The 24,568-nt window shown below is 43.8% G+C and carries 30 protein-coding genes and 2 pseudogenes; 13 read left to right on the forward strand and 19 right to left on the reverse strand.

Annotated features, from left to right (window positions below; genetic code table 11):
• Nucleotides 1-21 precede the first annotated feature (21 nt).
• Nucleotides 22-339 carry a thioredoxin family protein gene (locus D5S11_RS14370; protein WP_003156200.1) on the forward strand — a complete coding sequence of 106 codons (318 nt, stop codon included), beginning with the start codon at nt 22-24 and terminating at the stop codon, nt 337-339.
• On the opposite strand, the gene D5S11_RS14375 is transcribed toward D5S11_RS14370, so the two are convergent.
• Entirely contained in the window at nt 336-1,229 is an 894-nt protein-coding gene (locus D5S11_RS14375; RefSeq protein ID WP_015239191.1) for a cation diffusion facilitator family transporter, read from the reverse strand. The genes D5S11_RS14370 and D5S11_RS14375 overlap by 4 nt on opposite strands.
• A gap of 213 nt (nt 1,230-1,442) precedes the next feature.
• Between D5S11_RS14375 and D5S11_RS14380 the strand changes: the two genes are divergently transcribed.
• Complete coding sequence (locus D5S11_RS14380) at nt 1,443-1,622, forward strand: Fur-regulated basic protein FbpA (RefSeq protein WP_003156203.1); 180 nt, start codon at nt 1,443-1,445, stop codon at nt 1,620-1,622.
• Nucleotides 1,609-1,755 (forward strand): Fur-regulated basic protein FbpB, encoded by a 147-nt coding sequence (gene fbpB, locus D5S11_RS14385; RefSeq protein ID WP_003156206.1) that lies wholly within the window; start codon nt 1,609-1,611, stop codon nt 1,753-1,755. The genes D5S11_RS14380 and fbpB overlap by 14 nt, the downstream gene beginning before the upstream one ends.
• Before the next feature lie 26 nt (nt 1,756-1,781).
• On the opposite strand, the gene D5S11_RS14390 is transcribed toward fbpB, so the two are convergent.
• From D5S11_RS14390 to D5S11_RS14425, 8 genes are all read right to left on the reverse strand, one after another.
• Entirely contained in the window at nt 1,782-2,927 is a 1,146-nt protein-coding gene (locus tag D5S11_RS14390; RefSeq protein ID WP_108725156.1) for an acyl-CoA dehydrogenase family protein, read from the reverse strand.
• Between the two features lie 114 nt (nt 2,928-3,041).
• Complete coding sequence (locus D5S11_RS14395) at nt 3,042-3,377, reverse strand: hypothetical protein (protein ID WP_007410218.1); 336 nt, start codon at nt 3,375-3,377, stop codon at nt 3,042-3,044.
• Between the two features lie 94 nt (nt 3,378-3,471).
• Nucleotides 3,472-4,239, reverse strand: coding sequence for an ABC transporter permease (locus D5S11_RS14400; RefSeq protein ID WP_007410217.1), 768 nt, complete (start codon nt 4,237-4,239; stop codon nt 3,472-3,474).
• Complete coding sequence (locus D5S11_RS14405) at nt 4,232-5,158, reverse strand: ABC transporter ATP-binding protein (RefSeq protein ID WP_007410216.1); 927 nt, start codon at nt 5,156-5,158, stop codon at nt 4,232-4,234. The genes D5S11_RS14400 and D5S11_RS14405 overlap by 8 nt, the downstream gene beginning before the upstream one ends.
• A gap of 101 nt (nt 5,159-5,259) precedes the next feature.
• Nucleotides 5,260-6,309, reverse strand: a complete 1,050-nt coding sequence (locus D5S11_RS14410; RefSeq protein ID WP_007410215.1) for an AI-2E family transporter — start codon at nt 6,307-6,309, stop codon at nt 5,260-5,262.
• A 185-nt stretch (nt 6,310-6,494) separates the two neighbouring features.
• Nucleotides 6,495-7,751: a C4-dicarboxylate transporter DctP gene (gene dctP, locus D5S11_RS14415; protein ID WP_007410214.1), complete on the reverse strand. Its 1,257-nt coding sequence runs from the start codon at nt 7,749-7,751 to the stop codon at nt 6,495-6,497.
• Between the two features lie 108 nt (nt 7,752-7,859).
• Nucleotides 7,860-8,531 (reverse strand): two-component system response regulator DctR, encoded by a 672-nt coding sequence (locus tag D5S11_RS14420; protein ID WP_003156219.1) that lies wholly within the window; start codon nt 8,529-8,531, stop codon nt 7,860-7,862.
• Nucleotides 8,506-10,128, reverse strand: coding sequence for a two-component system sensor histidine kinase DctS (locus D5S11_RS14425; protein WP_007410213.1), 1,623 nt, complete (start codon nt 10,126-10,128; stop codon nt 8,506-8,508). The genes D5S11_RS14420 and D5S11_RS14425 overlap by 26 nt, the downstream gene beginning before the upstream one ends.
• 80 nt (nt 10,129-10,208) lie before the next feature.
• Between D5S11_RS14425 and D5S11_RS14430 the strand changes: the two genes are divergently transcribed.
• Both D5S11_RS14430 and D5S11_RS14435 read left to right on the forward strand, forming a co-directional pair.
• Nucleotides 10,209-11,261, forward strand: a complete 1,053-nt coding sequence (locus D5S11_RS14430; protein ID WP_039062641.1) for a TRAP transporter substrate-binding protein — start codon at nt 10,209-10,211, stop codon at nt 11,259-11,261.
• A gap of 84 nt (nt 11,262-11,345) precedes the next feature.
• Nucleotides 11,346-12,167 carry a manganese catalase gene (locus tag D5S11_RS14435; RefSeq protein ID WP_012116856.1) on the forward strand — a complete coding sequence of 274 codons (822 nt, stop codon included), beginning with the start codon at nt 11,346-11,348 and terminating at the stop codon, nt 12,165-12,167.
• Nucleotides 12,168-12,203: 36 nt separating this feature from the next.
• Here D5S11_RS14435 and D5S11_RS14440 read toward each other — a convergent pair whose 3' ends face one another.
• From D5S11_RS14440 to D5S11_RS14455, 4 genes and pseudogenes are all read right to left on the reverse strand, one after another.
• The gene (locus tag D5S11_RS14440) at nt 12,204-12,563 is read right to left on the reverse strand and encodes a DUF4937 domain-containing protein (RefSeq protein ID WP_012116855.1); all 360 of its coding nucleotides are present in this window, start codon (nt 12,561-12,563) and stop codon (nt 12,204-12,206) included.
• A complete protein-coding gene (locus D5S11_RS14445) occupies nt 12,538-12,897 on the reverse strand; it encodes a cupin domain-containing protein (protein WP_007410209.1) in 360 nt (119 codons plus the stop codon). The genes D5S11_RS14440 and D5S11_RS14445 overlap by 26 nt, the downstream gene beginning before the upstream one ends.
• Nucleotides 12,898-13,030: 133 nt before the next feature.
• Nucleotides 13,031-13,461 (reverse strand): annotated as a pseudogene (gene gsiB / locus D5S11_RS14450) (glucose starvation-inducible protein GsiB).
• 98 nt (nt 13,462-13,559) lie between these two features.
• Entirely contained in the window at nt 13,560-14,366 is an 807-nt protein-coding gene (locus D5S11_RS14455) for an EcsC family protein (RefSeq protein ID WP_012116852.1), read from the reverse strand.
• A gap of 166 nt (nt 14,367-14,532) precedes the next feature.
• Here D5S11_RS14455 and D5S11_RS14460 point away from each other — a divergent pair, with 166 nt between their 5' ends.
• From D5S11_RS14460 to D5S11_RS14470, 3 genes and pseudogenes are all read left to right on the forward strand, one after another.
• On the forward strand, nt 14,533-14,898 hold the full coding sequence (locus D5S11_RS14460) for a DMT family transporter (RefSeq protein WP_007410206.1): 366 nt from the start codon (nt 14,533-14,535) through the stop codon (nt 14,896-14,898).
• Nucleotides 14,895-15,302, forward strand: a complete 408-nt coding sequence (locus D5S11_RS14465) for a DUF5360 family protein (protein ID WP_085341742.1) — start codon at nt 14,895-14,897, stop codon at nt 15,300-15,302. The genes D5S11_RS14460 and D5S11_RS14465 overlap by 4 nt, the downstream gene beginning before the upstream one ends.
• A 57-nt stretch (nt 15,303-15,359) precedes the next feature.
• A pseudogene (locus D5S11_RS14470) lies at nt 15,360-15,575 on the forward strand (DUF2188 domain-containing protein); the annotation flags it as partial.
• A 58-nt stretch (nt 15,576-15,633) separates the two neighbouring features.
• Here the strand turns inward: D5S11_RS14470 and D5S11_RS14475 are convergent.
• Complete coding sequence (locus D5S11_RS14475) at nt 15,634-15,987, reverse strand: hypothetical protein (RefSeq protein ID WP_007410203.1); 354 nt, start codon at nt 15,985-15,987, stop codon at nt 15,634-15,636.
• Nucleotides 15,988-16,642: 655 nt separating this feature from the next.
• Here D5S11_RS14475 and D5S11_RS14485 point away from each other — a divergent pair.
• The 5 genes from D5S11_RS14485 to D5S11_RS20240 all read left to right on the forward strand — a co-directional run bounded on the left by D5S11_RS14485 (nt 16,643) and on the right by D5S11_RS20240 (nt 20,359).
• Entirely contained in the window at nt 16,643-17,920 is a 1,278-nt protein-coding gene (locus tag D5S11_RS14485) for an Nramp family divalent metal transporter (RefSeq protein WP_094032124.1), read from the forward strand.
• A gap of 105 nt (nt 17,921-18,025) precedes the next feature.
• A complete protein-coding gene (locus D5S11_RS14490) occupies nt 18,026-18,292 on the forward strand; it encodes a hypothetical protein (RefSeq protein ID WP_014416946.1) in 267 nt (88 codons plus the stop codon).
• A gap of 224 nt (nt 18,293-18,516) precedes the next feature.
• The gene (locus D5S11_RS20070) at nt 18,517-19,095 is read left to right on the forward strand and encodes a hypothetical protein (RefSeq protein WP_020953893.1); all 579 of its coding nucleotides are present in this window, start codon (nt 18,517-18,519) and stop codon (nt 19,093-19,095) included.
• A gap of 95 nt (nt 19,096-19,190) precedes the next feature.
• On the forward strand, nt 19,191-19,748 hold the full coding sequence (locus D5S11_RS14500; protein WP_007410197.1) for a hypothetical protein: 558 nt from the start codon (nt 19,191-19,193) through the stop codon (nt 19,746-19,748).
• A gap of 380 nt (nt 19,749-20,128) precedes the next feature.
• Nucleotides 20,129-20,359, forward strand: a complete 231-nt coding sequence (locus D5S11_RS20240) for a hypothetical protein (RefSeq protein WP_108725157.1) — start codon at nt 20,129-20,131, stop codon at nt 20,357-20,359.
• Nucleotides 20,360-20,718: 359 nt separating this feature from the next.
• Here the strand turns inward: D5S11_RS20240 and D5S11_RS20360 are convergent, their stop codons facing one another.
• The 5 genes from D5S11_RS20360 to D5S11_RS14530 form a co-directional block, all read right to left on the reverse strand.
• On the reverse strand, nt 20,719-20,853 hold the full coding sequence (locus tag D5S11_RS20360) for a hypothetical protein (protein WP_254922222.1): 135 nt from the start codon (nt 20,851-20,853) through the stop codon (nt 20,719-20,721).
• 197 nt (nt 20,854-21,050) lie between these two features.
• A complete protein-coding gene (locus tag D5S11_RS14515) occupies nt 21,051-21,983 on the reverse strand; it encodes a response regulator aspartate phosphatase (protein WP_234418057.1) in 933 nt (310 codons plus the stop codon).
• Nucleotides 21,984-22,119: 136 nt separating this feature from the next.
• Nucleotides 22,120-22,323, reverse strand: coding sequence for a DUF2651 family protein (locus D5S11_RS14520; protein ID WP_228767510.1), 204 nt, complete (start codon nt 22,321-22,323; stop codon nt 22,120-22,122).
• Nucleotides 22,324-22,398: 75 nt separating this feature from the next.
• Nucleotides 22,399-23,532, reverse strand: a complete 1,134-nt coding sequence (locus D5S11_RS14525; RefSeq protein ID WP_108725158.1) for a hypothetical protein — start codon at nt 23,530-23,532, stop codon at nt 22,399-22,401.
• A 62-nt stretch (nt 23,533-23,594) separates the two neighbouring features.
• Nucleotides 23,595-24,362: a septation ring formation regulator EzrA gene (locus D5S11_RS14530; RefSeq protein ID WP_094032336.1), complete on the reverse strand. Its 768-nt coding sequence runs from the start codon at nt 24,360-24,362 to the stop codon at nt 23,595-23,597.
• Nucleotides 24,363-24,568: the final 206 nt, after the last annotated feature.

Raw genomic sequence — 24,568 nt, forward strand, 5'->3', positions numbered from 1 at the left:
ATGGAAAAGGAGATGTGTCATATGAAAAAAATCAGTACAACAGAACAATTTAATGAACTTATTCAATCCGACAAGGAAATCATCGTGAAATTTTTCGCTGACTGGTGCCCTGACTGCACGCGCATGAATATGTTCATCGGCGATATTTTGGAAGAATATAATCAAAATGATTGGTATGAACTGAACAGAGACGAGCTCCCTGAGCTTGCCGACAAATATCAGGTAATGGGCATACCGAGCCTTCTGATCTTTAAAAACGGCGAAAAGAAAGCGCATCTTCACAGCGCAAACGCGAAAACGCCCGAAGAAGTCACAGAGTTTTTATCACAGCATATTTAATTCGTTTCACGATCTTTGTTTATGACTTCAGGCTCTACATGAACATGGACATGAGTCACATCATGTTCATGTTTTATTGCATATTCGACCTCATCGGCTACTTCATGGCCTTCTTTCACAGACAGTCCCGGATCTACCGTAATGACCAGTTCCACATGAACCGTGCTCCCCAAATACCTTGCTTTCACATCCTTCAGCCTGCTGACCTCTTTTATTTCTTTCACCGTGTGTTTATACGGCTCCAAATCTTTCAGATCAAACCCGTCCGTCAATGAGTGGGAAGCATCTTTGAAGATGTCCCATGCCGTCTTACAGATGATGATTCCGATCAGAAAAGCAATGACCGGATCAACCCACGGCAGATGAAGCCGGGCGGTTAAGACGCCTATAAACGCCCCAATACTGACATAGGCGTCAGAACGGCTGTCTTTCGCCGCCGCATGAAGCGCAGAACTTTTAACCCGATCCGCAAGACGGCTGTTATATACATACATGCCGTACATTACAATCGCGCTTCCGAGCGCCGTCCATGCCGCAATGAAGCTCGGCTCGGCCTCCGTTCCGCTGACAATCGCCTTTGCTCCTCCGATCAGCACTTCAATACCGACCGCCATCATAATAAAAGACGCAATTAATGAAGAAATTGTTTCAGCCCGATAATGTCCGTAGGCATGATCACTGTCCGCGGGGCGCTGGGAAATCCGGAGCCCGATCAGCACAGCCAGTGATGCGACAATATCCGTGGCATTATTTAACCCGTCCGCTCTGAGCGCTTCGGAATGATAAATAAGACCGATCACCAGTTTGACGGCGGCAAGGATGAGGTACGCGGCGATATTAAGAATCGCGCCTTTTTCGCCCCGTTTTAAGTTTGCCGTTTGATCATTCATGTAAGGACTCCTCCATTCTCATTCATAGTATGGATGGAAAAGCGGAAAAATAGCAGCTTTGATCTGAGCAAGTGCAATATTCGACAGCATTATTCCCCGGGAAACTTTTTGTCGAAAAATTGGCGGTATTTTCCCTTTACATATGAATATGCCCATTGTATACTTTCATTAACTGATAATGATTCTCAATATCATTTGATTAGGAGGGTAATCATGAGGTCTTCTCCTCAGCTCAGATCATCAGTTGAAGGACGAAAAAAACATCTGATCCATTTGCTGATCAATAACGGAATATACAAAAAGTCGGAACGGCATTTATATGAATTATCGCTCGGAGAATTAGAAAGCGAATACAAATATGTAAGGAAGGTGCGGGCTCATGGCGAAACGTAAAATAAAAACATACGAACAGCTGATAAAAGAAAACAAGGCGGCCATTATGAATAATCAAAAGCTGATGAATGTGATCTATGACAGAATTGACCGCAAGCATCAAAAACTGCTCCGGCACAACAGCCATACATAAAAAGAGCCTTTTTCAGGCTCTTTTTTTTATTGCTCAAAGGCTTCCGCCGCTAATTTGCCGATGACCGCATCGTCCATCGGCGGATTGTGAAGGCCGGCCCGGGCATCCCGATAATACCGCTGAAGCGGATTGTTTCGCTCCAGGCTTTTTGCGCCGGTGATTCTCATTGCTTTATCAACAACAGAAAGGACCGCATTTGTCACAATATGTTTTGCGGCGCCAAGCTCGCTTTTGATGAAAGGACGGCGTTTCGGGTCATCATACATTTGCGCCGCCGTGAAGAGAAACTGTCTCGCTTTTAACAATTCAAGCTCCATTTCCCCGACACGCTGCCCAACGGCCGGCACGTCTTTAATCGGTCCGTTCAGGCTGTTCGGCGAATATTCGGATGCAAACCGGACGGCATAGTCCCTTGCCGCTTGAGCGATGCCCAGATAAGCAGCGGGAATGTGAAGCAGCCAGCCATTCACTTTCGCCGCTCTCGGCCCGCTGATAAGCTCCACAAGCCGCTCGTCACTGACCGTGACATGATCTAAAAGGAGATCATGGCTTCCGGTCGCCTTCATGGCAATCATATCCCATGTTTCTTCGACTGAAACGCCTGACTGATCTTTATGAATGAGAAAAACACCGGTCGTTTGTTTTTCTTCAATCCATGCCGTCACAAGCATATAATCCAAAGTCAGTGAAAGGGTTGTAAAGGTTTTTCGGCCGTTCAGCACCCATTTTCCGTCTTTTTTGACAGCGGAGGTGCCGGGTCTTCCTCCCCTCGTCGGACTGCCGGTCTGCCGTTCCGTCGCTGCCCTGTTCAGGACAGCTCCCTTTTTCACCTCTTCTGTGATAAATGAAAAGACATCTTCATCCCAGCTGTTTCCTTCTCCGAGCTCACCCATGACGGATAAATGCCAGCCGATTCCGAGAGCAACGGCCGCGTCTCCCCGCGCCATCCGTTCCTGAAACAGCACCATATCATAAACGGAAATGCCTGCACCGCCGAATACCTCAGGTACCGTTAACGCCGTATATCCCGCGTCGCGCAGTCTTTGAATTTTCTCCGCGGGAAAACGGCCCGCCTCATCATCAAGCGCGGCTGTTTTTTGAAATTCGTCTGCAAGCAGGCCGATTTTTTCCATCCATTCCCTCTGCCGTTCATTCTGTATCCATAAAGACACTGGAATCCCCCCATTATAATTCCGATAAAGTTAATAAGTATTATAGAGATTCAAGTCTCGTTTCGCAACTGTGAGGCTGTACAAAAAAACACGCTATTCCATGGAATAGCGCGTTCAGACTGCTTCCGGGCCGCGGTCCTGCTTAAGCCCGAGATAAATCAGCATATATGTGAGATAACCCATCGTCATCACAAGCCCGCCAAAGAAAAAGCTTGAAAAAATCGGCTCTTCAAACGCGGTAACTGCCGCAAGCACGATCCAGCTTGCATACAGGTAGATGATGAAATAACGGAATCCCGACTTCATTTTATATAAGAGAAACAGCCCCACTGTAGAAAACAAACCCAGCGCAAGCCTGAAATAAACAAGATGTTCGAATTGGAACATGAATGACACAAAGGAAAAACCAAGCAATAACACAATCGGTAATGCGGTAATAAAATTTCTCAAGTGAGCACCTCCGTCATTACCTTTATTATAAATCAAAATAGCATAAATTATTGATTTATCGTGATCTTTTTCACAAAAATGTCATTCCTTTACTTTATACCCGAACATCGCGTTTGCAAAAGCTCCACCAAGCGACGGCTAAGAAGAATACAATATGGATAATGATAATGCCTGCGGAAAATAACGGCGTCATTCCCGCAAACAGCGGTTTCGCCCCGCTCATATATTGCGTCAGGTCAGTATTTGCGAACAGCAGAAAACTTCCCCATTTGTTTTGGAAGAGCGACATAATCGTCACGAGTGATTTTGCGCCGTACAGCACGATAAATGACAAAATGACGGCCGTTGCGCTGTTTCGGAATACAGAAGAACACAGCAAGCCAAAGCATGCCATCGCAAACGCCTCGACCCAGTTCGTGCCGATTACTTTCAAGGTGTTCATAAGAAGCGTCCCTGATTCAGATGTCACCGACACGCCGAAGAAAGCCATGCCGAACAGCAGAGACAGAATATAGTACGCCGCATACAGGTACAAGCTGACCAAAAATACGGTAATGAGTTTAGATACAAAAATCCGCTCCCGCTTTACCGGGCGGATTAACAAAAATTTGATCGTTTTCTTATCAAATTCAGCGGAAATGATCGTTGCCGCGATCACGATCGTTAATGCCTCAAGCAGAATATTCAGCCCGGGCGCGTACGCCATATAGCCGATGAAATTCTCATCCGTTCCGGAACTGATGACAAGCCGTTTAATGACAAGCGCCATAATAAATTGGAGAACGGCCATCAGAATCAGCGCCACTAATGAGACTTTTCGGTTAAAGAGTTTCATATGCTCATTCGCTGTCAATTTAAACATTCGTCTCCTCCTCCTCTTGAAGCGCCGTCGTCACTTTCATGAATTCATCCTCCAGCGATTCCGCATACGGCATGATGGAATACACGAGAAAGTCTTGTCCGACGAGCGCACGGTTTAATGCCGGGATGTCCTTCTTCGCTACGGTGACGGTAATGCCCCCGCCGTTTTTCTCCGGAGCAAATTGCTGTTGGGACAGCCATTCGAATGCTTCGTCAGCCGGCTGAATGTCGAGGACGGCTTTTTCTTCTTTTTCCTCAGCGCCGCGCAGAACAACCTCTGTTTTGATCTCACCTTTTTGAATGATGATGACACGGTCGCAAAGGTCCTCCACTTCACGCAATAAATGCGTCGCAAAAAGGATGCTCGTCCCTTCAAGCTCCGCGAGTTCCTTTAAGTGATCGCGGAAATCCTTCATTCCGCCGGGATCAAGCCCGTTTGTCGGTTCATCTAAAATGAGCAGATTCGGACGGTGAAGAATGGCCTGCGCAATCCCGAGACGCTGACGCATGCCAAGGGAATACGTTTTAACTTTGTCATGAACGGCATTGGTGAGCCCGACCCGCTCGATGACTTCCTGAAGCCTGTCCTCTTTGATGTTTTTGTGCATGTTGGCAAAGTGCTTCAGATTTTCCCACCCCGTCAGGTACGGGTAGAATTCAGGATTTTCCACGATCGCTCCGACGGATTCAAGCGCTTTTTCGAAATCAGCATCGTGCTGAAAGCCGTTAATTGTAATCGTGCCGCTGTTTTTCTTTAAAAGACCGACGATGATTCGGATAAGTGTGGTTTTTCCCGACCCGTTCGGACCGAGCAAACCGATGATCTCGCCCTGCCTGACATCCATGCTGATGTTTTTTAAAATGTGCTTTTTGCCTATTGTTTTGTCAAGGCCTTCAATATGTAAAATCGGCTCAGTCATACAGCCTTCCTCCTTTTTCACAAAAAATAAACAGTGCCCGTACATAGGCACTGTCTGCATTATAACATTAGTCATATATTCGTGAAGAGCCGGAGCCGACGTTATGTCTTATCCGGGACCGGTCCATTTTTTTCCTTCTCTTCATTATTGACGACATCCAGAATATCGAGCAGGAACACAAAAATCGGAATTCCGATAATCAAGCCCCAAATGCCGAAGAAATGTTCCGAGAAAATCAGAACTGTAAAGGTAAAAAAGATCGGCAGTTCCGTTTTCGCTGACATCAGTTTCGGATTAAGGAAGTACGTCTCAATCGCATGGATGACGAAAATGACCAGCACGATGTAGATGACATACGCTGCGCCGCCCGTCGTATACGCGATGATGCTGAGCGGAATGAGCGAAATCACCACACCCGCAACGGGAATGAGCCCGAGGAAAAAGACCATGATGGACAGGCCGAACAGCTGCGGAAAATGCAGAATCGCCAATGCGATCAAGGTGAGGATACAGTTCACCAGCGCGATAATAAATTGGGCTTCAAGCACTTTGCCGAATGTTCTCGCAAACTTGCTGCCGAAATAAGCAAGTTCGTAGTAAAAAACAGACAGCTTGCTGTGCTGAAATTTTTTCATAAACTCCGTGAGCCGCTTTTTCTCGAACAGGAAAAACATGCTGAGAATCAGTGACATCACGACCTGCAAACCGAAAGTGCTGATATCGGCCAAGTATGTATACAGTACATTAAAGCCTTCTTTTACATAGGAACCGATATTGATATCGCCGAACACGCTCGATATCTCATCATAAAACGGAATGACATCGGGATGATACGCGATGTGCTTGATCTGCTTAATCAGCTGTTCAATCTGCTTGGCAACAATCGGGTAAAAGACAAAGCCACCGACAGTCGCCCCGACAGCCAGCGCAATATATAAAACGGTGATGACCACCCTCTGGCTGATCCGGAAAAAATGGTTCAACACGTGCCGGATGACAGTCTCCAGCCGATCCATCAGAAAAGTAAAAATAAACGTAAGCAAAATCAAATTAATCATACTTCGGAATACAACTAACACCCCAGTCAAAACAAGAAAAACGGAAAAACGTCTGACACCCGGATGCTGAAAAAATTTAAAAATAGCCGCCATTTATACACTCCTGCTAGGACAAAAAGCCCTTAGATTTCATCTTTCACTCTCTAATTGTAAATTATATAACAAAATGACGCTAAGGTCTTTGTCCACCTCCTAATAAATTTAAACAAATTTATCTTTTTTACTCATGGCGGCCGAAAAAAAGAACGGCATGCCCGATGCATGCCGTTCCTTTCCTTTTATACCGCCGTTTTCATTTCTTTAACGGCCTGTGTGCTTTTCACTTCGTCAAACTCATTTTCGCTCTTGGCTACGATGATGGTGGCGATTCCGTTTCCGATCAGGTTGACGATCGCCCTTCCTTCACTCATAAAGCGGTCGACGCCGAGGAGCAGCGCCAGCCCCTCCAGCGGAATAACCTGAAGCGCCGATAAAGTGGAGGCGAGCACGATAAATCCGCTTCCGGTTACGCCCGCCGCGCCTTTTGATGTCAGCATCAGCACGAGAATGATCGTAACCTGCTGGCCGATGGTAAGGTCAACGCCGAACACCTGCGCCAGAAAAACCGTCGCCATGGACAGATAAATCGAGGTGCCGTCCAGGTTAAAAGAATATCCCGTCGGAATGACAAGGCCGACAACCGATTTGGAACAGCCGTAGCGCTCCATTTTATCCATCATCCGCGGAAGGACGGACTCAGAAGAGCTTGTGCCGAGAACGATGAGCAGTTCATCTTTAATAAAACGGAGATAGTTCCACAAGCTGAAACCGAATAGTTTGCAAATGATATTCAAAGCGACAAATACAAACAGGAACATCGTAACGTATACAGACAGCATCAGACTCGCCAGCGGCTTGATGGAATCAAGGCCGAAGTGTCCGATCGTATAGGCCATGGCCCCGAATGCGCCGATCGGCGCCGCGCGCATGATGTAGCCGATGATTTTGAAAAAAACATGCGACAGTTTATCAAAGAAATCAATAATGCTTTTGCCTCTTTCACCGAGCGCCGCCAGGCCGACACCGAATAAAACAGAAAAGAATAAGACCTGAAGAATGTCGCCTTTTGCGAAAGCGTCAACCATATTTGACGGAACGATGTGAGTGATAAATTCAATCCAGTCAATCCCCTGTCCCCCGTTTTGCGTGTACTGAGAGACATCCCCTTTTTCAAGCTTGCTGTAATCAAGCCCCTCACCGGGTTTCATGATATTGACGACCAGAAGTCCGATAATAAGGGCGATGGTGGTCACGACTTCAAAATAAATAAATGCTTTTCCCCCGACTTTGCCGACTTTTTTCATGTCTCCCATCTTGGCGATGCCAAGCACGATCGTCAGGAATATGATCGGTGCGATAATCATTTTTACCGCATTGATAAATGTATCGCCGAGCGGCTTCATCTGCTTCCCGGCCTCAGGCCATACGAGTCCGACAATGACGCCGATGATAACCGCCGTGATGACCTGCACCGTAAGATTTTTGAAAATTTTCATCCCTACTCCCCCTTGCCTCTCGCTGCGTCTATACAAAAATGATAGCGTTTTCAAACGAAGAGGGGAAGCTTATGATCATAACGGACATTTTGGTCTTTTTGGTCTCGGCTAGCGGACGAATTTGTAGCGGTTAACCGGCCGGCCCACTCCCCCGTATTGAATGTCGAGCTTAATCTGGCCGTCTTTTTCAAGAAAATCAAGATAACGCCGCGCTGTCACCCTGGCGATTCCGAGCGCTTTGGCGGCTTCTTCAGCTGAAAGCGGCTCCGTCTGCTGTTTCATATAGGTCAAAATTTCATTCATCGTAAAATGATTTAACCCCTTCGGCAGATCGCGGGACGGATTTTGCGGAATTTTAAGCAGCATGTCAAGCTGCTCTTGCGACATGGTGTCATGCTCTTCAATTTTCCGTTTATATTGTTTATAGTTTTCGAGCGCCTGTCTCATCCGCTCCAGCTTAAACGGCTTCAAAATATAGTCGGCCGCACCGTTTTGCAGCATAAGCTGGATTGTTTCTTTGTCTTTTGCAGCCGAGACGATGATGACGTCTACTTCGAGCTTTTGTTTTCTGATTTCCTGGAGCGTTTTAATTCCGTCTTTTTTCGGCATGTATACGTCTAATACCACGAGCCCGGGCCGCAGATCTTTTATAAGCCTGATTCCCTCGTCTCCGTCAGCGGCTGTGGCGATGACGCTGAACCCTGAAACACCGGTGATAAATTCTTTATTCACCTCCTGCACCATCGGATCATCTTCAATAAGCAGCACCTTGATGTCCATCGAATGATTCCTCCCCCTTCATCGGAAATAAAATAGAAAATGCCGTTCCCTGTCCCTGCCGTGTGTCGACTTCAATAACGCCCATCCCTTTGTCGACGATTTGTTTAACGAGGTACAAGCCGTATCCCGTTCCTCCCGTTTTATTGACGGTAAACCCTTTGTCATAAAGGTGCGGGATGTGCTGATCGGAAATCCCGCTTCCGTTGTCTTCTATTAATATAGCAAGCACTTCATCATTTTGCTCGATACTGATGTCAATATGTTTGTCCTCCGTGTCCGCTGTTTCGAATGCGCCGAACGCATTTTCAATTAAATTGCCGAGCAGGACGACGATGTCATGCTGGTCGACATGCTCCGGAAATGCCGAGAAACTGCTGTTTTCATCAATTTTCACAGAAATGCCAAGCTCTTTTCCTCTTTTGATTTTGCTTAACAGCAGCCCCGCCGCAGCGTCATTCTGAATGGCCTGATGAAGAAAATCGGTGACACTTTCTTGTTCTGATGATTCCTTAAAAGCAAGCTGGAGCGCTTTTTCTGATTTTCCGAGCTGAATCAGTCCCGCGATGGTGTGAAGCTTGTTCATATGTTCATGATTTTGAACTCTGAGCGCATCGACAAAATTTTTCACACCTGTCAGTTCTTCCGCCATTTTCGCCGCTTCCGTCCTGTCCTGAAAAATGGCGACGGCTCCGATGACCTTCTTTTTCATGACGATCGGAATTCTGCTGCTCATAATCACCTTTCCGCTGACTTGGATTTCTTCATTATATACCGCTCGGTTCCGCTCGACGATTTCAGGGAGGCGGGAATCTTTTAACACGTCCCAGATCAGCCTGCCGTCTGTTTCTTGTCTGACATTGAATATCTGCTTCGCTTTTTCATTAAAAATGGTGATGTGATGCTGATTATCAATCGCGATGACGCCCTCATTCATTGAATGAAACGTAGCGGTCCGTTCCTCATACATTCTCACGATCTCATGGGGCTCCAGCCAAAACATTTGTTTTTTGATGTGGCGGGCCAGCAAAAAGGAGCCGGCCAGTCCGAACCCGAGCGCCAGCAGAACGATAAACAGTATTTCATGTTTCAGCTGAAGAAGAATTTCACCGAATCCGGGCAGCGTTTTACCGGCCAGAACGACGCCGATCTGATTCAAATCCCGGTCTTTGATGGGATAAAAAGCGCGGACGGCGGTGCCGATTTCTCCCTTTGCTTCGGAAAAATAAATGTGCTCGGCGAACGCCGCGGCTTCGTCCTCACCCCTTGAACGCTTTCCGATCATTGTGCTGACGGGATGTGAATAGCGGATATGATCCATATCCATGACGACGATGTAGTCCGCTTCATTGATGATCCTTATTTCTTCGACCGCATGGCGCACGTCTTCCCTTTGTTTTTTCTGCTCGAGGGCGCGTTTGACATCGGTCATCTCAGATACCGTCCGCGCGGTATTCATCAGCCGTTTTTTCAGCTCGCGCTCCTCTGTATGCTGAATATTGCCGATCAGCACGATGCCGACGATCAAAAAGGTAAAAAGCACGACGATATACGAAAGTATGGTGATTTTCCAGCGGATGGTGAGCTTTTTTTTCGTCATTGGCCTCTTCCTTTCCGTCTCTTTACGAAAACGGCCCGCCCGATTATGCTTGTTATAGAAAATGGCGGAGGGGGTTTTCGATGAAAAGCTTGCTGACTTGTCTCAGCCTGATGGTACTCGGTATCGGAACCGCTTTATTCATCGGCTTTCATGATCGTTTCTCAACGGAAGAACCGTATTATGATGACGAACAGGAAGGCCTGAAAGATCAAATCGTTTTCAAATTCAGCCATGTCGTTGCTGAAAACACGCCAAAAGGGCGGGCGGCGAATAAGTTTGCCGACCTGGTCTATCAAAAGTCCGGCGGCACCATTAAAGTAGAGGTGTTTCCAAACGGGAGCCTCTATTCAGATAATGAAGAAATAAACGCCCTCCAAAACGGGGACGTGCAATTCATCGCTCCCTCCACCTCAAAGCTCGGATCACTGTCTCCCGAATGGGGTGTTTTGGATCTGCCTTACGCGTTTACAAACTATAAAGCCGTGCAAGAAGGCCTGAACGGCAAAATCGGCACACGCCTGTTCGCTTCTTTAGAAAAGCATCATTTGAAAGGTCTGGCGTACTGGACGAACGGGTTTAAGCAGCTTACGTCAAATAAAGGGCCGATCTTCACTCCGGACGATTTGAAAGGACAGGCGCTCAGGATCATGCCGAGCAGCGTGATCGAAGACCAGTACCGTCTGCTCGGCGCGCGCCCGCGGCAGGATTCCTTTAATTCCACGTTTCAGCTATTGGAAAGCAATCTCGTAGACGGAGAAGAAAATACGATTTCAAATATCTATTCTAAAAAATTTTATAATGTTCAACATTATTTGACAATCAGCAATCACGGGTACCTCGGTTATGCCGTGATGACCGACGAGCATTTCTGGAATTCGCAGACAGAAAAAACGAGAACCATCTTAACGGAGGCGATGAGAGAAACGACGGAGTGGAACGAAGCCTCCGCTGAGAAAATGAATAAAGACCAGCTTGAAGAGATAAAGAAGAATTCATCCATTCATATTCATGTGCTGAGCAAAGCGGAAAAGAACACATGGATGAAACGCCTCGACCCGATTTACGGACAATATGAACAGGTGATCGGCCGCGGGCTTGTGCAGGATTTGTTATCCTTGCGCCGCGAGCCTTAGCAGGACCAATACGCCCATCTCCGTTTCATCCCTTTTCCCGCCGGGGAAGTAAATAGGGACAGAGCAAAAAAAGGAGATGGAGACATGTTTACACATACGAAAAAACTGCAGCATCCGGCTAAACCGGATCGTCCTGACCCGCTGTTCGCAAAAAAGATGCAGGAAATTTTAGGGGGACAATACGGGGAAATATCCGTCGCCATGCAATATTTGTTCCAAGGATGGAATACACGGGGCAATGAAAAATATAAGGATCTTCTGATGGATACCGCGACGGAAGAAATCGGCCATGTCGAAATGATCGCGACGATGATTGCGAGACTGTTAGAAGACGCCCCGCTGGCAGAGCAGGAAAAAGCGGCTGATGATCCGGTCATCGGGTCCATTTTAGGCGGGATGAATCCGCATCATGCAATTGTCTCAGGACTCGGCGCAATGCCGGAGAGCAGCACGGGCGTTCCGTGGAGCGCAGGCTATATCGTCGCAAGCGGAAACCTTCTGGCAGACTTCCGCGCCAATCTGAACGCCGAATCACAAGGAAGGCTTCAAGTCGCACGCCTGTATGAAATGACCGATGATAAAGGCGTGAAAGATATGCTCAGCTTTTTATTGGCCCGCGATACCATGCATCAAAACCAATGGCTTGCGGCCATTAAAGAATTAGAAGAACAGGAAGGCCCGATCGTTCCTTCCACATTCCCGAAGGCACTGGAAAAACAGTCATTCTCCCATAAGCTTATTCATTTCTCAGATGGCGGAGAAAGCGCTGAACAAAATTGGCTGAAGGAAACAGCGCCGGACGGAGAACCATTTGAATACGAAAAGGAACCGAAAGCGCACGGCGAAATAGCTAAGCTGGATCCTGTCCCGCCGTATGTCCACAACACGCTTCCCGGACGCGAGTAAAGACACAAGCCCAAAACAAACTGTTTTGGGCTTTCATTATGCCTTCTGAACCGTCCAGTCCGGTTCGTATCGGATGTCCGGGTGATGTAACAGCTCGTGAATGACAGGTTCATCCTCTTCATACAGCATCACTTCTATTGAAAGAATCGCTGCCTTCTGCTCGTTTTCTTCGTATATGCGGTCATGTTCGTTCTCCATAAAATCATCATAGGCCTGTCTGTTCTCCCAAACGCTGATGATCTCTGCGATGAACAGGCCGTCTGCGTTTTTCCGCCACCCGCCGGCCTGTTTGACGAAGCCATTTACACATGATAATGCTCCCCACCTTGACTGTGCTTGCGCAAATGCTTCAGCGTTTGCAGCGTCTGTTTCACATACAATTTTTTTGATCAGCATGACGTTCCTCTGTGATGACTGTTTTCGCACGCGTATGCTCAACACACAGATTCACGGTTCTGACGTAAGAGCGGGTGCGGTGAATCGTGCCTTTCGGGATGAGCAGGCTGTCATTTGCTTTGAGCACTGCGGTTTCTTTGTCCTTAAAATCGATCAGCAGCTCCCCTTCCAGAACGATGAACCATTCATCTGAGTCAGGGTGATGGTGCCAGTCATATTCTCCCGTAAACACTGCGAGGCGCACACAGTGGTCATTGATCTCCGCGATTGAAAAATTGTCGTGTTTTTCTTTGACTTTATTGGCGATAGCGAGCAAATTCAGCATGTCAGACACGAGTGAAAAACCCCTTTTTCATTTATTGTATCGCAACGGCGGCTCAGATCAAGATTTTCCCAAAATAAAAAGCGATCCAGCTGATGCGCCGGATCGCTTTTGATCTGCAGGTTGTCTGCCTTTTATGCTTTTATTAGCTGCTTCGTCTGTTTCCGCCTTTTTGGCCGATTTCCTTATAAAAATCTTTGTCATGATTTTTGCTAGTGGCTTCTCCGCCTTTTTGGCCGATTTCTTGATAGAATTCCTTGTCATGGTTATTGCTAGTGGCTTCTCCGCCTTTTTCACCGATTTCCTGATAGAATTCTTTGTCGTGATTTTTGCTTGTGGCTTCTCCGCCTTTTTCACCGATTTCCTGATAGAATTCTTTGTCGTGATTTTTGCTAGTGGCTTCTCCGCCTTTTTGACCAATTTCCTGATAGAATTCTTTGTCATGGTTATTACTTGTGGCTTCTCCGCCTTTTCACCGATTTCCTGATAGAATTCTTTGTCATGGTTATTACTTGTCGCTTCTCCGCCTTTTTTACCTGCTTCTTCTCTGCTCATTTTGTTATTATCTTGTGCCATTTTTGAATTCCTCCTTTAATTGGTGTTGGTTGTTGGTTTCCCGATTTCAGAACTGCTAAACAAAGAAAACACATTGAATGTGTTCGGGTGGTTTTTTATCATTCTGTATCCTTCATGCGTTTTAGAATCCGGCGTTTTTTATAAAGCATGATGCCTGTTTCCGCGATGCTTTCTAAAGCTGAACGGTTGGCGGACGCGCCGAAGATGATGCCTGCGGCCGGAACCATTTGCAGCAGTTTTTTCGCGGCGAACGTATCGCGATAGCTGTAAACGACTTCCCGCCAGCCTTGGATTTGCGAGGCGACGCGCTGATAGGCGCGGTCGTTTTGATCATATTGCCGTAAATCTTGCAGGATCGCTTTTTTTCCGATGACGTCACTGGATGCAAGCTGTAGCAATTTGACGATAAACACGCGTTCTTTTTTGTCTTTCGGATCAAAGCCGTAAGCAACCGCGATATCCTGCAGCGTCTTTAAGGACAGGCCGAGCATCGCCGGAATGTCTGCCGCCAGCGTGAATACGCCGCCGACTCCCGTTGCGGCTCCCTGCACCGTCGCGGCCTTTACGCTTGTACGCGCTATGGCTTCTGCGATTTCGTCCATGACGGCAAGCGGCGCATTGCGGATGTCGTGAAGCGTTTGACATGTACCGTGCGGCAGCCGTTTTTGAAACTTTTTCATGATGCGCTTTTCTGATGTCAGGTACTGTCCGCCTGACTGAATAAACGTTCCCGTTTCATCGAGAATGAGTCCGATTTTCCTCTGAATAAATTGCGGTGTCAGCTTGTCCAAAAGCTGAAACGGCAAGCGGGTGAATGTTTGCCAGAACATCACCCTCTGCTGCGCCTTTTCCCATTTTTGAATGTCTCTCAGTTGTCTTTCCAGGTCTGTCCGCTCTTCTGTCACCCGTCCTGCACGTCCTTTCTGATTTCTTTCTTCATAGTATACCTTTATGGCGTTTTCTTTTTACATCCGGACGGATTTTTTATCCGGAAAACATCCCATTGTTTAATTTCCTTCAAATTCTGTATATTGTATAATTTTGAATAATACGATTGAAGGAGAATGTTGAATGCAATGGATTTATTTAAGTTTAGCGATCATTTTTGAAGTATTGGGTACGGTCAGCATGAAATTATCAAATGGATTTACAAAACTTGTCCCAAGTATTTTATTATTATTGTTTTATATCGGCAGCCTTTGTTTTCTTACTTTGACTTTGAAATATATAAGTGTCTCCATCGCGTATGCGGTCTGGTCGGGAATGGGGATCGTGCTGATTTCCGTGATCGGAATTTTTTTCTTTCATGAACAGTTCTCTGTCATAAAAGCCGTCTCTGTTCTTCTGATCATCATCGGTGTCGTTTCCTTAAACTTTATTTCTGAAAGTGAAACGTCATCAAACGGCATCAGCGTTCATACGGACAGAAACAGATGATGAAAGGGTTAAAGGTTCTCTTCCTCATTACAGATATTGGATTTATCGTTTATTGGATTGTTACTTTTTTTGAGTGGATTCCAAAAAACATGGTGTTTAAAGATTATGATAACGCCATGATCATGGCCTGGAACTGGTCATTCTTTCCCTTAGATATTTTCATTTCGATAACCGGGCTGTACAGCTTGTTTCTTTATAAACGGAAACATGCGTTATGGCGCTCTTTCGCATTAATATCACTTGTGCTGACCTTTTGTTCAGGCCTGCAAGCGATTGCCTTTTGGGTATTTATCGGTGATTTTGATCTTATGTGGTGGGCATTCAATCTGTACTTGCTTCTTTATCCTTTATATTTTATTCGGAAATTGCTGGTCTCTCGTAAAAATAGCTGTCATTCTTTTTGATGAGGCGGTTTTCTTTTTCTTCAGGCGGGAAACACTTTTCATAAAGGAGTGATAGACATGCCTTGGTCTATGAAGGATTATCCGCAATCATTGAAGAATCTCGAGGAACCTGTGAAGAAAAAAGCGATCGAAATCGCGAATGCGATGGTAGATGAGGGTTATGAAGAAGGACGGGCTATTCCCATTGCGACAAGTCAGGCGAAAGAGTGGAAAAAAAACGCTTCTAAGGAAGAAATCGATCAGCTGATGGAACACGATGATGAAACGAAACGCGGAAATTGAATCGGAATAAAGGAAAAACCCCGCTCTCAAGAGAACGAGGTTTTTCTGATTATAAACCGTAATAATAGGATAAAGTGGTGACTGAAACGTAGCCTGTCGCTCCTGCATACGTGACCTTCAGCCATTTATTGGAATTGGTGTAGTGGCCTTGAACATATTCTCCGGTTACCCAAGAACCTGTAATTTTTTTACCGCTTGAGAATGTTGTGATCGTTGAACAGCTGACCTTAGAGCATGAGCGCATATTAGCACCGTAAATACCGACTGTGCCCCCGCTGGCTAAAATGGAAACGTCCGGTTCAGCTTTAGGTTTGAAAGCTGCTGCTGATGCAGAGCCGCCAAAAGCGAATAAAGAAACAGCAAAAATCATGGCTAAAGAAATGATCGACAAACGACGTACCAAGAAAATTCCCCCTCTTTTATCATATGGCCGGAAAGCTTTCCTGACGTTATTATACTTTTTCGCCCGGGAGACTGAAATAAGTCTAATGCTCCAACTTCTTTTCTTCGCAAGTGACCATGCCGATTCTTTTTTTGATAGATAACAGCGGTTTATTAGACTGGAATCACTGAAATATCGTTGATTCAAACGTTTATTCAGAGCGGCCGGAGTTTTTCCGGAGGTCATTTGAATGGTACAGAGAGGTTTTATCTTCCAATGGAAAGAAACATTATTATTCTATTTACCCGGGAAAACGGAGGAAATACAGCGTCTTTTTCTCAAATCAGTTGGGCGGACAGAAAGTTGTGAAGTTATATAGGCAAGTGTCCTCTTTTCACCTTTTTAAAAGAACGCTCCACGCATCCGCGCATGATCCGACGCGGAAACACGCTTTGCGAACGGCATCGCTTCTTTCCCGGAACGATGCCGTTTTCATTTTCGGACCTTTCTTCGGCGGGATACATATCATAGATAAAACAGGGCATCAATGTGCCGGTTTATTGAACATAAAGAACTTGACATCTTATAATAGCGGATTTATGATGTAGATAAAATAATTTGCGTCTAGGAAACTTTTTGTTATTTAGCTAAAAATCTATCGGAATTTAGGTGAGACATAATGAGCAAAGACATCTCAGCACAATCACTGCAAGCAAAAGCCGTGCAGGATGCACTTGACGGCAAAAGCAAGGGATTCAAGCGGCTTCTGCCTTTTTTAGGCCCCGCCTTTATCGCGGCGATTGCCTACATTGATCCGGGAAACTTCGCTACGAATATCTCAGCTGGTTCGAAGTATGGGTATATGCTGCTGTGGGTCATCCTCTTTTCAAACTTGATGGCTTTTTTAATTCAAGTTCTTTCCGCGAAGCTCGGCATTGCCACGGGTAAAAACCTTCCGGAAATCGCCAGAGACCGGTATCCGAAATGGGTATCAGCCGGGCTGTGGATACAGGGTGAACTGGTGATTATGGCAACTGATCTGGCAGAATTTATCGGGGCGGCGCTCGGACTCAACCTGCTGTTCGGCATACCGATGGTTGAAGCGGCCATTATCGCGGCGATCGGATCATTCGCGATTTTAGAGCTGCAGCGCCGGGGTTATCGGGCGCTGGAAGCGGGCATCGCCGGACTTCTGTTCGTCGTGGTGATCGCCTTCGCTCTGCAAACCTTCTTTGCCAAACCTGACGCCGCCTCCGTTCTCGAGGGGCTGTTTATCCCGAAAATTGACGGAATGGACAGTGTGCTCTTGGCAACCGGGATACTCGGCGCAACCGTGATGCCGCATGCCATTTACTTACATTCCGCACTGACACAGCGCCGTGTCGTCGGAAAAACGGATAGTGAGCGGAAAAAGATTTTTAGATTCGAGACGATTGACATTCTCATCGCGATGGTGATCGCCGGGGCGATTAACGCAAGCATGCTCATCGTCGCTGCCGCGCTTTTCTTCAAGAACGGGCTGTATGTAGAAGATTTAGACGTGGCTTATCAGCAATTCGGCCACTATATCGGACCGGCTTCAGCCATTCTCTTCGGGATCGGGCTGCTGGCCGCAGGGCTTTCAAGCTCTTCTGTCGGCACATTGTCAGGCGATATTATCATGCAGGGCTTCATCCGTTACCGTATCCCGCTTTATTTGCGGCGTTTCATTACCATCATTCCGCCGATGATCATCATTATCTCGGGGGTCAACGCCACAGAAGCGCTCGTATGGAGCCAGGTCGTTCTTTCATTCGGCATCTCCTTTGCGCTCGTGCCGCTGATTATGTTTACAAGCAACAAACGCCTGATGGGCGCCCTGACGAACCGAAAATGGGTGACGGCTCTCGCCTGGCTGATTGCGGTTTTGGTGATCGCGCTTAATCTGTTTGTGATCTACGATTCATTCCGTTAGAAAAAAACCGGCCATTGCGGCCGGTTTTTCTTTTGACGCCGGGTGCCGTTCGTATCTTTTTCCGGGCGTTTTTGGTATGATAGAAGAAAAATCGGAGTTTTGCTTATGTCAGTATTTATCCTTTTTTATCTGTGGATTGTGCCGATTGTCATCGGCATCTTCTGTTCTCTTTTTGCTTATCGGACAACGGGTAAGAAACGTCTGATTCCCGGCTTTTTGATGATCGCATTAAGCATCGTTTCCTTAATCACGGGGCTTTGGATCGGCGGGGTGAACTATCATGTGTTCATCGGGGGCATGTTTTTATTCGGTACGTTATTGGCCGGCTCCGCCTTCCCGTTTTTCTTCGCTCTTTCACGCAAACGAAAATAAACAGGCATGCCGCCTGTTTATTTTTATTCATTAACCCTAAATTATAAACCGCTCCGATAATGTGATTCCGCCTCAATCAGCCTGTACATGTGTTATATAGGCTCCAGCCCATGTCCCATCTCATCGAAACTGCAGCCAAAATGAATCCTACTAAAGAAGATTTTGAATTATAAGAAAAATACTGTATTAAAATCCTATTTACCCCAAAAATACCTATTGATAGAATGGTATCTGAGAGGGGAAAATGTTCAAAGCGGATCATATCGGTCCCGCCTAAATACATAGTCTTTCATTTCTCTCTACACTACATTTCTAAAGGAGGATTTCCCATTAGACACGCAGCTAAAGGCATTCTGTTTGCCGCATCTTTAGCCCTTGTAACTACTGCTTTTGTCCCCGCATCCTTAGCTAAAGAAAATCATAATAATACTGCCAATGCCACTGGAACGACCAAATCATTTTTTTATCAGACTGATACGCAATTTTCCTACGGACTTAAAGCACAAAGCGATGCATCTGTGTCAAAACCAGTCAAAGATGTAATCAGAGAAGTGCTGAAAAATAAAACAAAATTATTCAATCTTGTTGAAAAATTAGCAGGAAAGAAAATAAGAAATGAACTCGAATCCGTTTTCAATGAACACATCGAACCGGTTTTAAAGAAAATGCTGAACGAGTATGTCGCCTTAAGCTGGGCTGACGTGGAAAAGAATCTTTATCTTTCACTTAAAAAGTCCGGACTTTCTGACAGCCAGGCTAAAAACCTCGCTCAATTGACAACTTTAGCAATGAAAGCATTTTAAAATCATTCATAAATGATCGTCAGGAAAATACGTATGAAGTAATGCAAAGTGCTGTTAGATTCACTCTAATAGCACTTTTTCATTGGAGATGTCACATGACTGTCTTTTTTACTGTTCTGCTCACTTTCTTATGCTGCCTTGTGATTTCATCTCTTATTTTTATGATTCTATTAAAAAAAGAGATCGTGGATACACCGCCCAACCGCTTAGCTCATGCAGCATTCATCGTACTTATTGGATTCTCCCTGTTCTTGGCTATAACTGTACCCAGCCTAGTTATGTATTTTGCAGCTATAACTGTAAATCATTTTTTCGGAGAATATATCATCTATGGTTCACTTTCAGACTTATACATATTTTCTGTCGTCGTAAGTATCTTAGCTTTAGTTTATATGCTTATCCTTACGGCAATTGTAAAAGGAATGACTCATGTTTTGACATTGCCTGCTTGGTCAGCCTATATCCTTGAATTCATTTTTGCATGGGCTGCTGTTTACTTCTCAATCCAATACGTTTCCAATCATATCATTGAGAACATATCTATATTTCAAGGTGGAGAAATTCTTCTTTCATTGTTCATCACTTTCTTATTTTCGGGATTGGATATCCTTTTCACTAATTTGGATAAGATCACAAAAGAGAAATTAGGCTAAGGGGGTAACAAATATGAGAATCATGACATATATATCCTATTTTTCTATTTCTTTAGTTTTGCAGGTGGTATGGCTGCTATTAATAAAAAGAACCTCTAATATATTTCTGATAGATATGATTACGGTGTCCTTCTTATTCACCCTCTTTATGTTCATCTTAGATCAAATGTTCAAAAATAAGCGGACAAATTAGGGACTGTTTTTTAATAATCCTCGGGCTTCTCTTTCGTTTTGAAATGATTCCGGATCTAGAGATGTTACGGTGAGCCATTCATTAATGAATAACACCAGCCTCTTTAAAATACTTCTTCTTTTATATAACATCCTGACTTTTCCGTCATATATTCATACGAAAAAACTGCAATAGGGAGTAATGAAACATGATATTGTTTATTGGCAAGTTCATGTTGCTCTTTTTACTCTGTTCGCTGGCGCATTATTTGTTTAAAATTGTTTATTACAATATAGGGAAGAACATTGCGCTTAAAACCCCGAAAGGGACAAAGACAAACCGGACGGCACTTGTGTTTGTCAAAAATGGAACTACACTGAATGAGGGAGATTACTTTATGATCGCTGTTGTGACCGCTCTCTGGCTGTTCTTGAGATGAATTGCACTGGTCCTTCATAAGTTTTTTGATCAGCCATCGCTCGCCAGCTGCCGATTTTCACAATCATCGTTTTCGTTTAGGACGGCTATATGCAAGCAAGCCGCTCAACAAACAAAGGAGCTGTCGAGATCTTCTCGATAGCTCTTTTGTTTGTCCTTGAATGATTGAAGATAGGCTTAAAAATGGACGGCGTCTTTCTCATGCATGCATCGTTCAAGAAAACACTTCACAGCAAAACGGAAAGGTGAACGCAATACAAGTAACGGTTAAGAACCTTATGAGGCAGCGTATGTTGATTACTGGATAAGAAAAAGAAATCCCCCAGTCTTAAAAGGTGGAGGTCAAAAATTGGAGAACACTTAAATATTTATAGCTTTTTCAGCGATATAAAAAGTTCCAGAGTCACTCATTTCAGCAGTATAAACATTTGTCACACTTAATAATCCAGTAAAAAGAATACCGATTAAAGCGGAGCTGATTATAAGTTTCTTCATTATATAGCCTCCGTAACCTTAAGTATTTGTGTTTGGGCATGTATGGTTTTCTTTAAAAAGTTTCTTCCCTCTACATAGTTTCTCTTCTCAAAATGAAAGTCACCTAATTTTTCGGTTAGCTCTGCGAAATCAGACCAAAGGCGTTTCTTTTCCAAGTAACCTAAGCTTTGTTTCACTTCTGTTTCATTATATTCTTCTTATAATGAATTAATGATTTTTAATTTAGCCAAATATTCTTCTTCATTAGAAGTCCGAGCACGATTTAGAGCCGTTTCATAAAAGAAACGTGCTTCCTTGGCTTTATCACATTGGTACAGGACATTCGCCATCATATATAATGATCTCACTCCATACACTGTATCAATATGTTCTTTCACGTCTATTGCCTTTTTGAAATTCTCTTCAGCAGCAATCAAATTTTTCCCTCTTAAATAAACTAAGCCTAAGTTATGAAAGATCACTCCGATAATTCTTTTCACTTTTTCCTCATCCAAGCCACGGGCGATACTTAATGCTTCCCGATAATATGATTCTGCCTCCGTCAGCCTGTACATATCGTACATGTTAGCACCGACCATCATATTACAGCCAATCACTTTCACTTTGTATAGTTGACTTTTTTCAAACAATTGCTTGGCTTTTTTTAAATGATTGAGGGAAACAAAGTGCTGATCAATTTGATAATAGGCATCAGCTATTTTGTAATGAAATTCAGCTTGCTCCATTTCATCTGATACAGCATTCAACTCTCTCTCTGCTTTGCGATAATAGCTTATCGCTTCAACATACTCTTTATGATCAAATTCATACATTCCACGAAAAAACAATGAGTAATATTTCAAGAGGCCTGTAAGTCTTTTTTGTGGTTTTTCTATTTTTTCAAGCAGTTCGTCGACTGTAGGGCGATCTCTATATCTGTCTTCCGGCTCCAAGGAATCTAACATCAATTGGTGACGAAAGCACATCAATGAATAAAAGACAAGCAAATCCTGATCCTCTTCCATCTCCTCTATTTCCTGTTCTACTTCAGCCTTTAAAATCTCAGCATCAGGCACACTGAACTGGCGAATCATTTTGTACCATTCATTGATCTTGACACCAACTTGGGACGACGGTAAAACTTGGTCCACACTTATCCCTCCCTCTAATCACTATTTTTGTAATATTATAACTTTTCCTACAATAAACACAAACGAAAAAATCCCGCAATTTTCGTCGCGGGATTTTTGGGATTATGGTTTTGATGTACACTCTTGATTATTCCATTTAATATTTTCGCTTTGTAAAATTCATTATAGTCTTAGTGATTGAACCGGAGATAAGGCAGGCTCCCGTCATGATAAACACCCAAATTAAAAATGTTGGCTCTGCCCCTATCACAACAAACATAAATATCAATGACAGGATCAATACGACGACAACCATAGTCCATACTTTTTTAAAGATGAAATACCCTATTATCCCCAGCATAAAAGAAGCTGCCGGAAGAATAATGAGTATGATATATGCAGGGCTCAAAAACGGGCTAATATAAACACCTCCTACTTATTTTAAAATTTCGAACCGGGCAATTTCCCACTCTTTTTTTGCTTTTAGCGGGATTGTTTTTACCTTTTTGCCTGATTTCAAATCATAAGACGTGATATCTCCAAGCTTGTTATCACGCTGGATATCAAAGTTTTTGAGTAAAACATACATCTCTCTGTCATTGAATTGAACATCATTCATTAATTTGTTATCATCCCCAGCATAAAAATCAAAAGATTTTTTCTTAACCATTTTTTTATCAAACACCTGCAGCTTCCCCTCAAAAGAAACAGCTAAGATGCTATCTTTTAATATTTTCAATTTTGCAGGATGAAACCCTTTCTCCATCTCGACTTCTTTTTTTACCTTAAGAGTCTCTCTGTCTATTAATATGAGCTTAGAATTCTCTTTCTCATTCACGTTATCATTAACTGCCAGTACAAATGTATTTTCATCTAGAGCTTGGAATGCATCCTTTTCATCCATGAAGTATATCCCTTTATTCGGTATGGATGCCTTGTTCTCTTGCTTATTTGTCTCTGGGTTAATTGAAAGGATGGACATACTTTCTTCATCACTTGAAATGACATAAATTTTATTTTTAGCGACGATTGCTGATCCAAGTTCTCCGTCAAGCTTTATTTGTTTCTTGTTTTTTCGGCTGTTTCCCTTCCAATATACCAGTTCACTTTCCAGCCCTTTGTCTGTATATCCAACGTTAATGTCATGGATGATATAACCGTCAGAACTATTTATAAAGAAAGCACCTTCATCCTCAGTTGTTTTTGACAAACTCTTTTCATTTATTTTGTTTATTTTTCCGGTTTTATTGTCTATCATCAAGTGATTATTGCTTCTATTTGATGAGAAGAACGTATCGTTTTTGTTATATGAAGACATCGTGAAATTTATACCATCTTTCAATTCCAAGCTATCCATTTTAGCACCATCTTCACCGTAAACCCCAATCTCACTTCCCCTATCTAAAGTGTTAGAAAAACCAACAATAAATTTTGCATTGTCAATATCCTTTAATACAGTCTTTTTATTGCTGCTTCTTTCCTCTTTTTCATTCCCAGTTTGGATGAGACCGCAAGAGGTTGTGACTATCAGTATGCAAATGAAAATAAACAGGGTCTTAAGTCTATTCATATTTTCCTCCCTTTGAAATGACAAAACAACCGGTGCAGCACCGATTGTTTTTGTCAATTTGTTTAACCCTTGTGATAAAAGATTGTTGTGTTATTGGATTTTACAAGCTCCATTGGTGTTACAACGCTGTCCCATTTGACATTGTCAATATCAATACCTTGGTTTTTCCAAGAACGCCAAGCTAATTGAGAACAATAAAATTTAGCAGTTGTCTTTTTATTTAAAAAGTTGAAATTATATTTCTTTTTATTATCTGCTTGCTTTTCCGCATATTTTGCAGCGTTTATATACTTATTGTTATTCGATCCTTTAACCCATAGACCATAAACTTTCTTTTTACTTCCCCAGTTATTATTATATCTGCGAACTCCATCTTGGTTTATAGGGCTCCAGCTTTTCGCCCATGCTTCAACTGTTTTTGATTTGTTAGTTGAAACAACCGCAGCATGTCCTACACCAATAGACCAACTTCCAGAATTAATTTCATAGCTTGTAAGAACATCACCTTTTGTACCTAACGCTTTTGCTGCAATTTGGTTCTTGGGCTGATATTCAGGCTCCTTGTATTTAGGAAGAACTTCATCAATTTGACCAGAGGCTTTCAATTCTTTGATTTCTTTTTGGGAACCCTTATACAAGTCTTCTGCATGTTCTTGTACATACGCATACTCTTCTTTACTCATTTCATAGAATTTCTGTACTTCCTCACTTGTCATGCCGGCATCTTTCATTTCCTGTATTTCCGTTTGGACTTTTTCATTAGTAAGTTGCGGAAATCCTTCAGCATGTGCACTTTTCCCAAATCCCAAGCCTAAACCGGAAATCAACATAGTTGTAGAGAACATGGTGGTAAGTAAAAATTTACTCTTTTTCACGTCAGTATCCCCCTATTGAATATTTTTCCTTCTTTTCTAAGATATAGGATATAAATAAGGTTGTAAACACCTTTTTTTAATTATTTAGGATATTTTAATCATTTCTATCTAGTGCATAATGACACAAAATCGGGATATGCAGTGCCAACTGAACTATAGGA

The sequence above is a fragment of the Bacillus sp. L75 genome, assembly GCF_003676355.1.
Classification (GTDB): Bacteria; Bacillota; Bacilli; order Bacillales; family Bacillaceae; genus Bacillus; species Bacillus velezensis.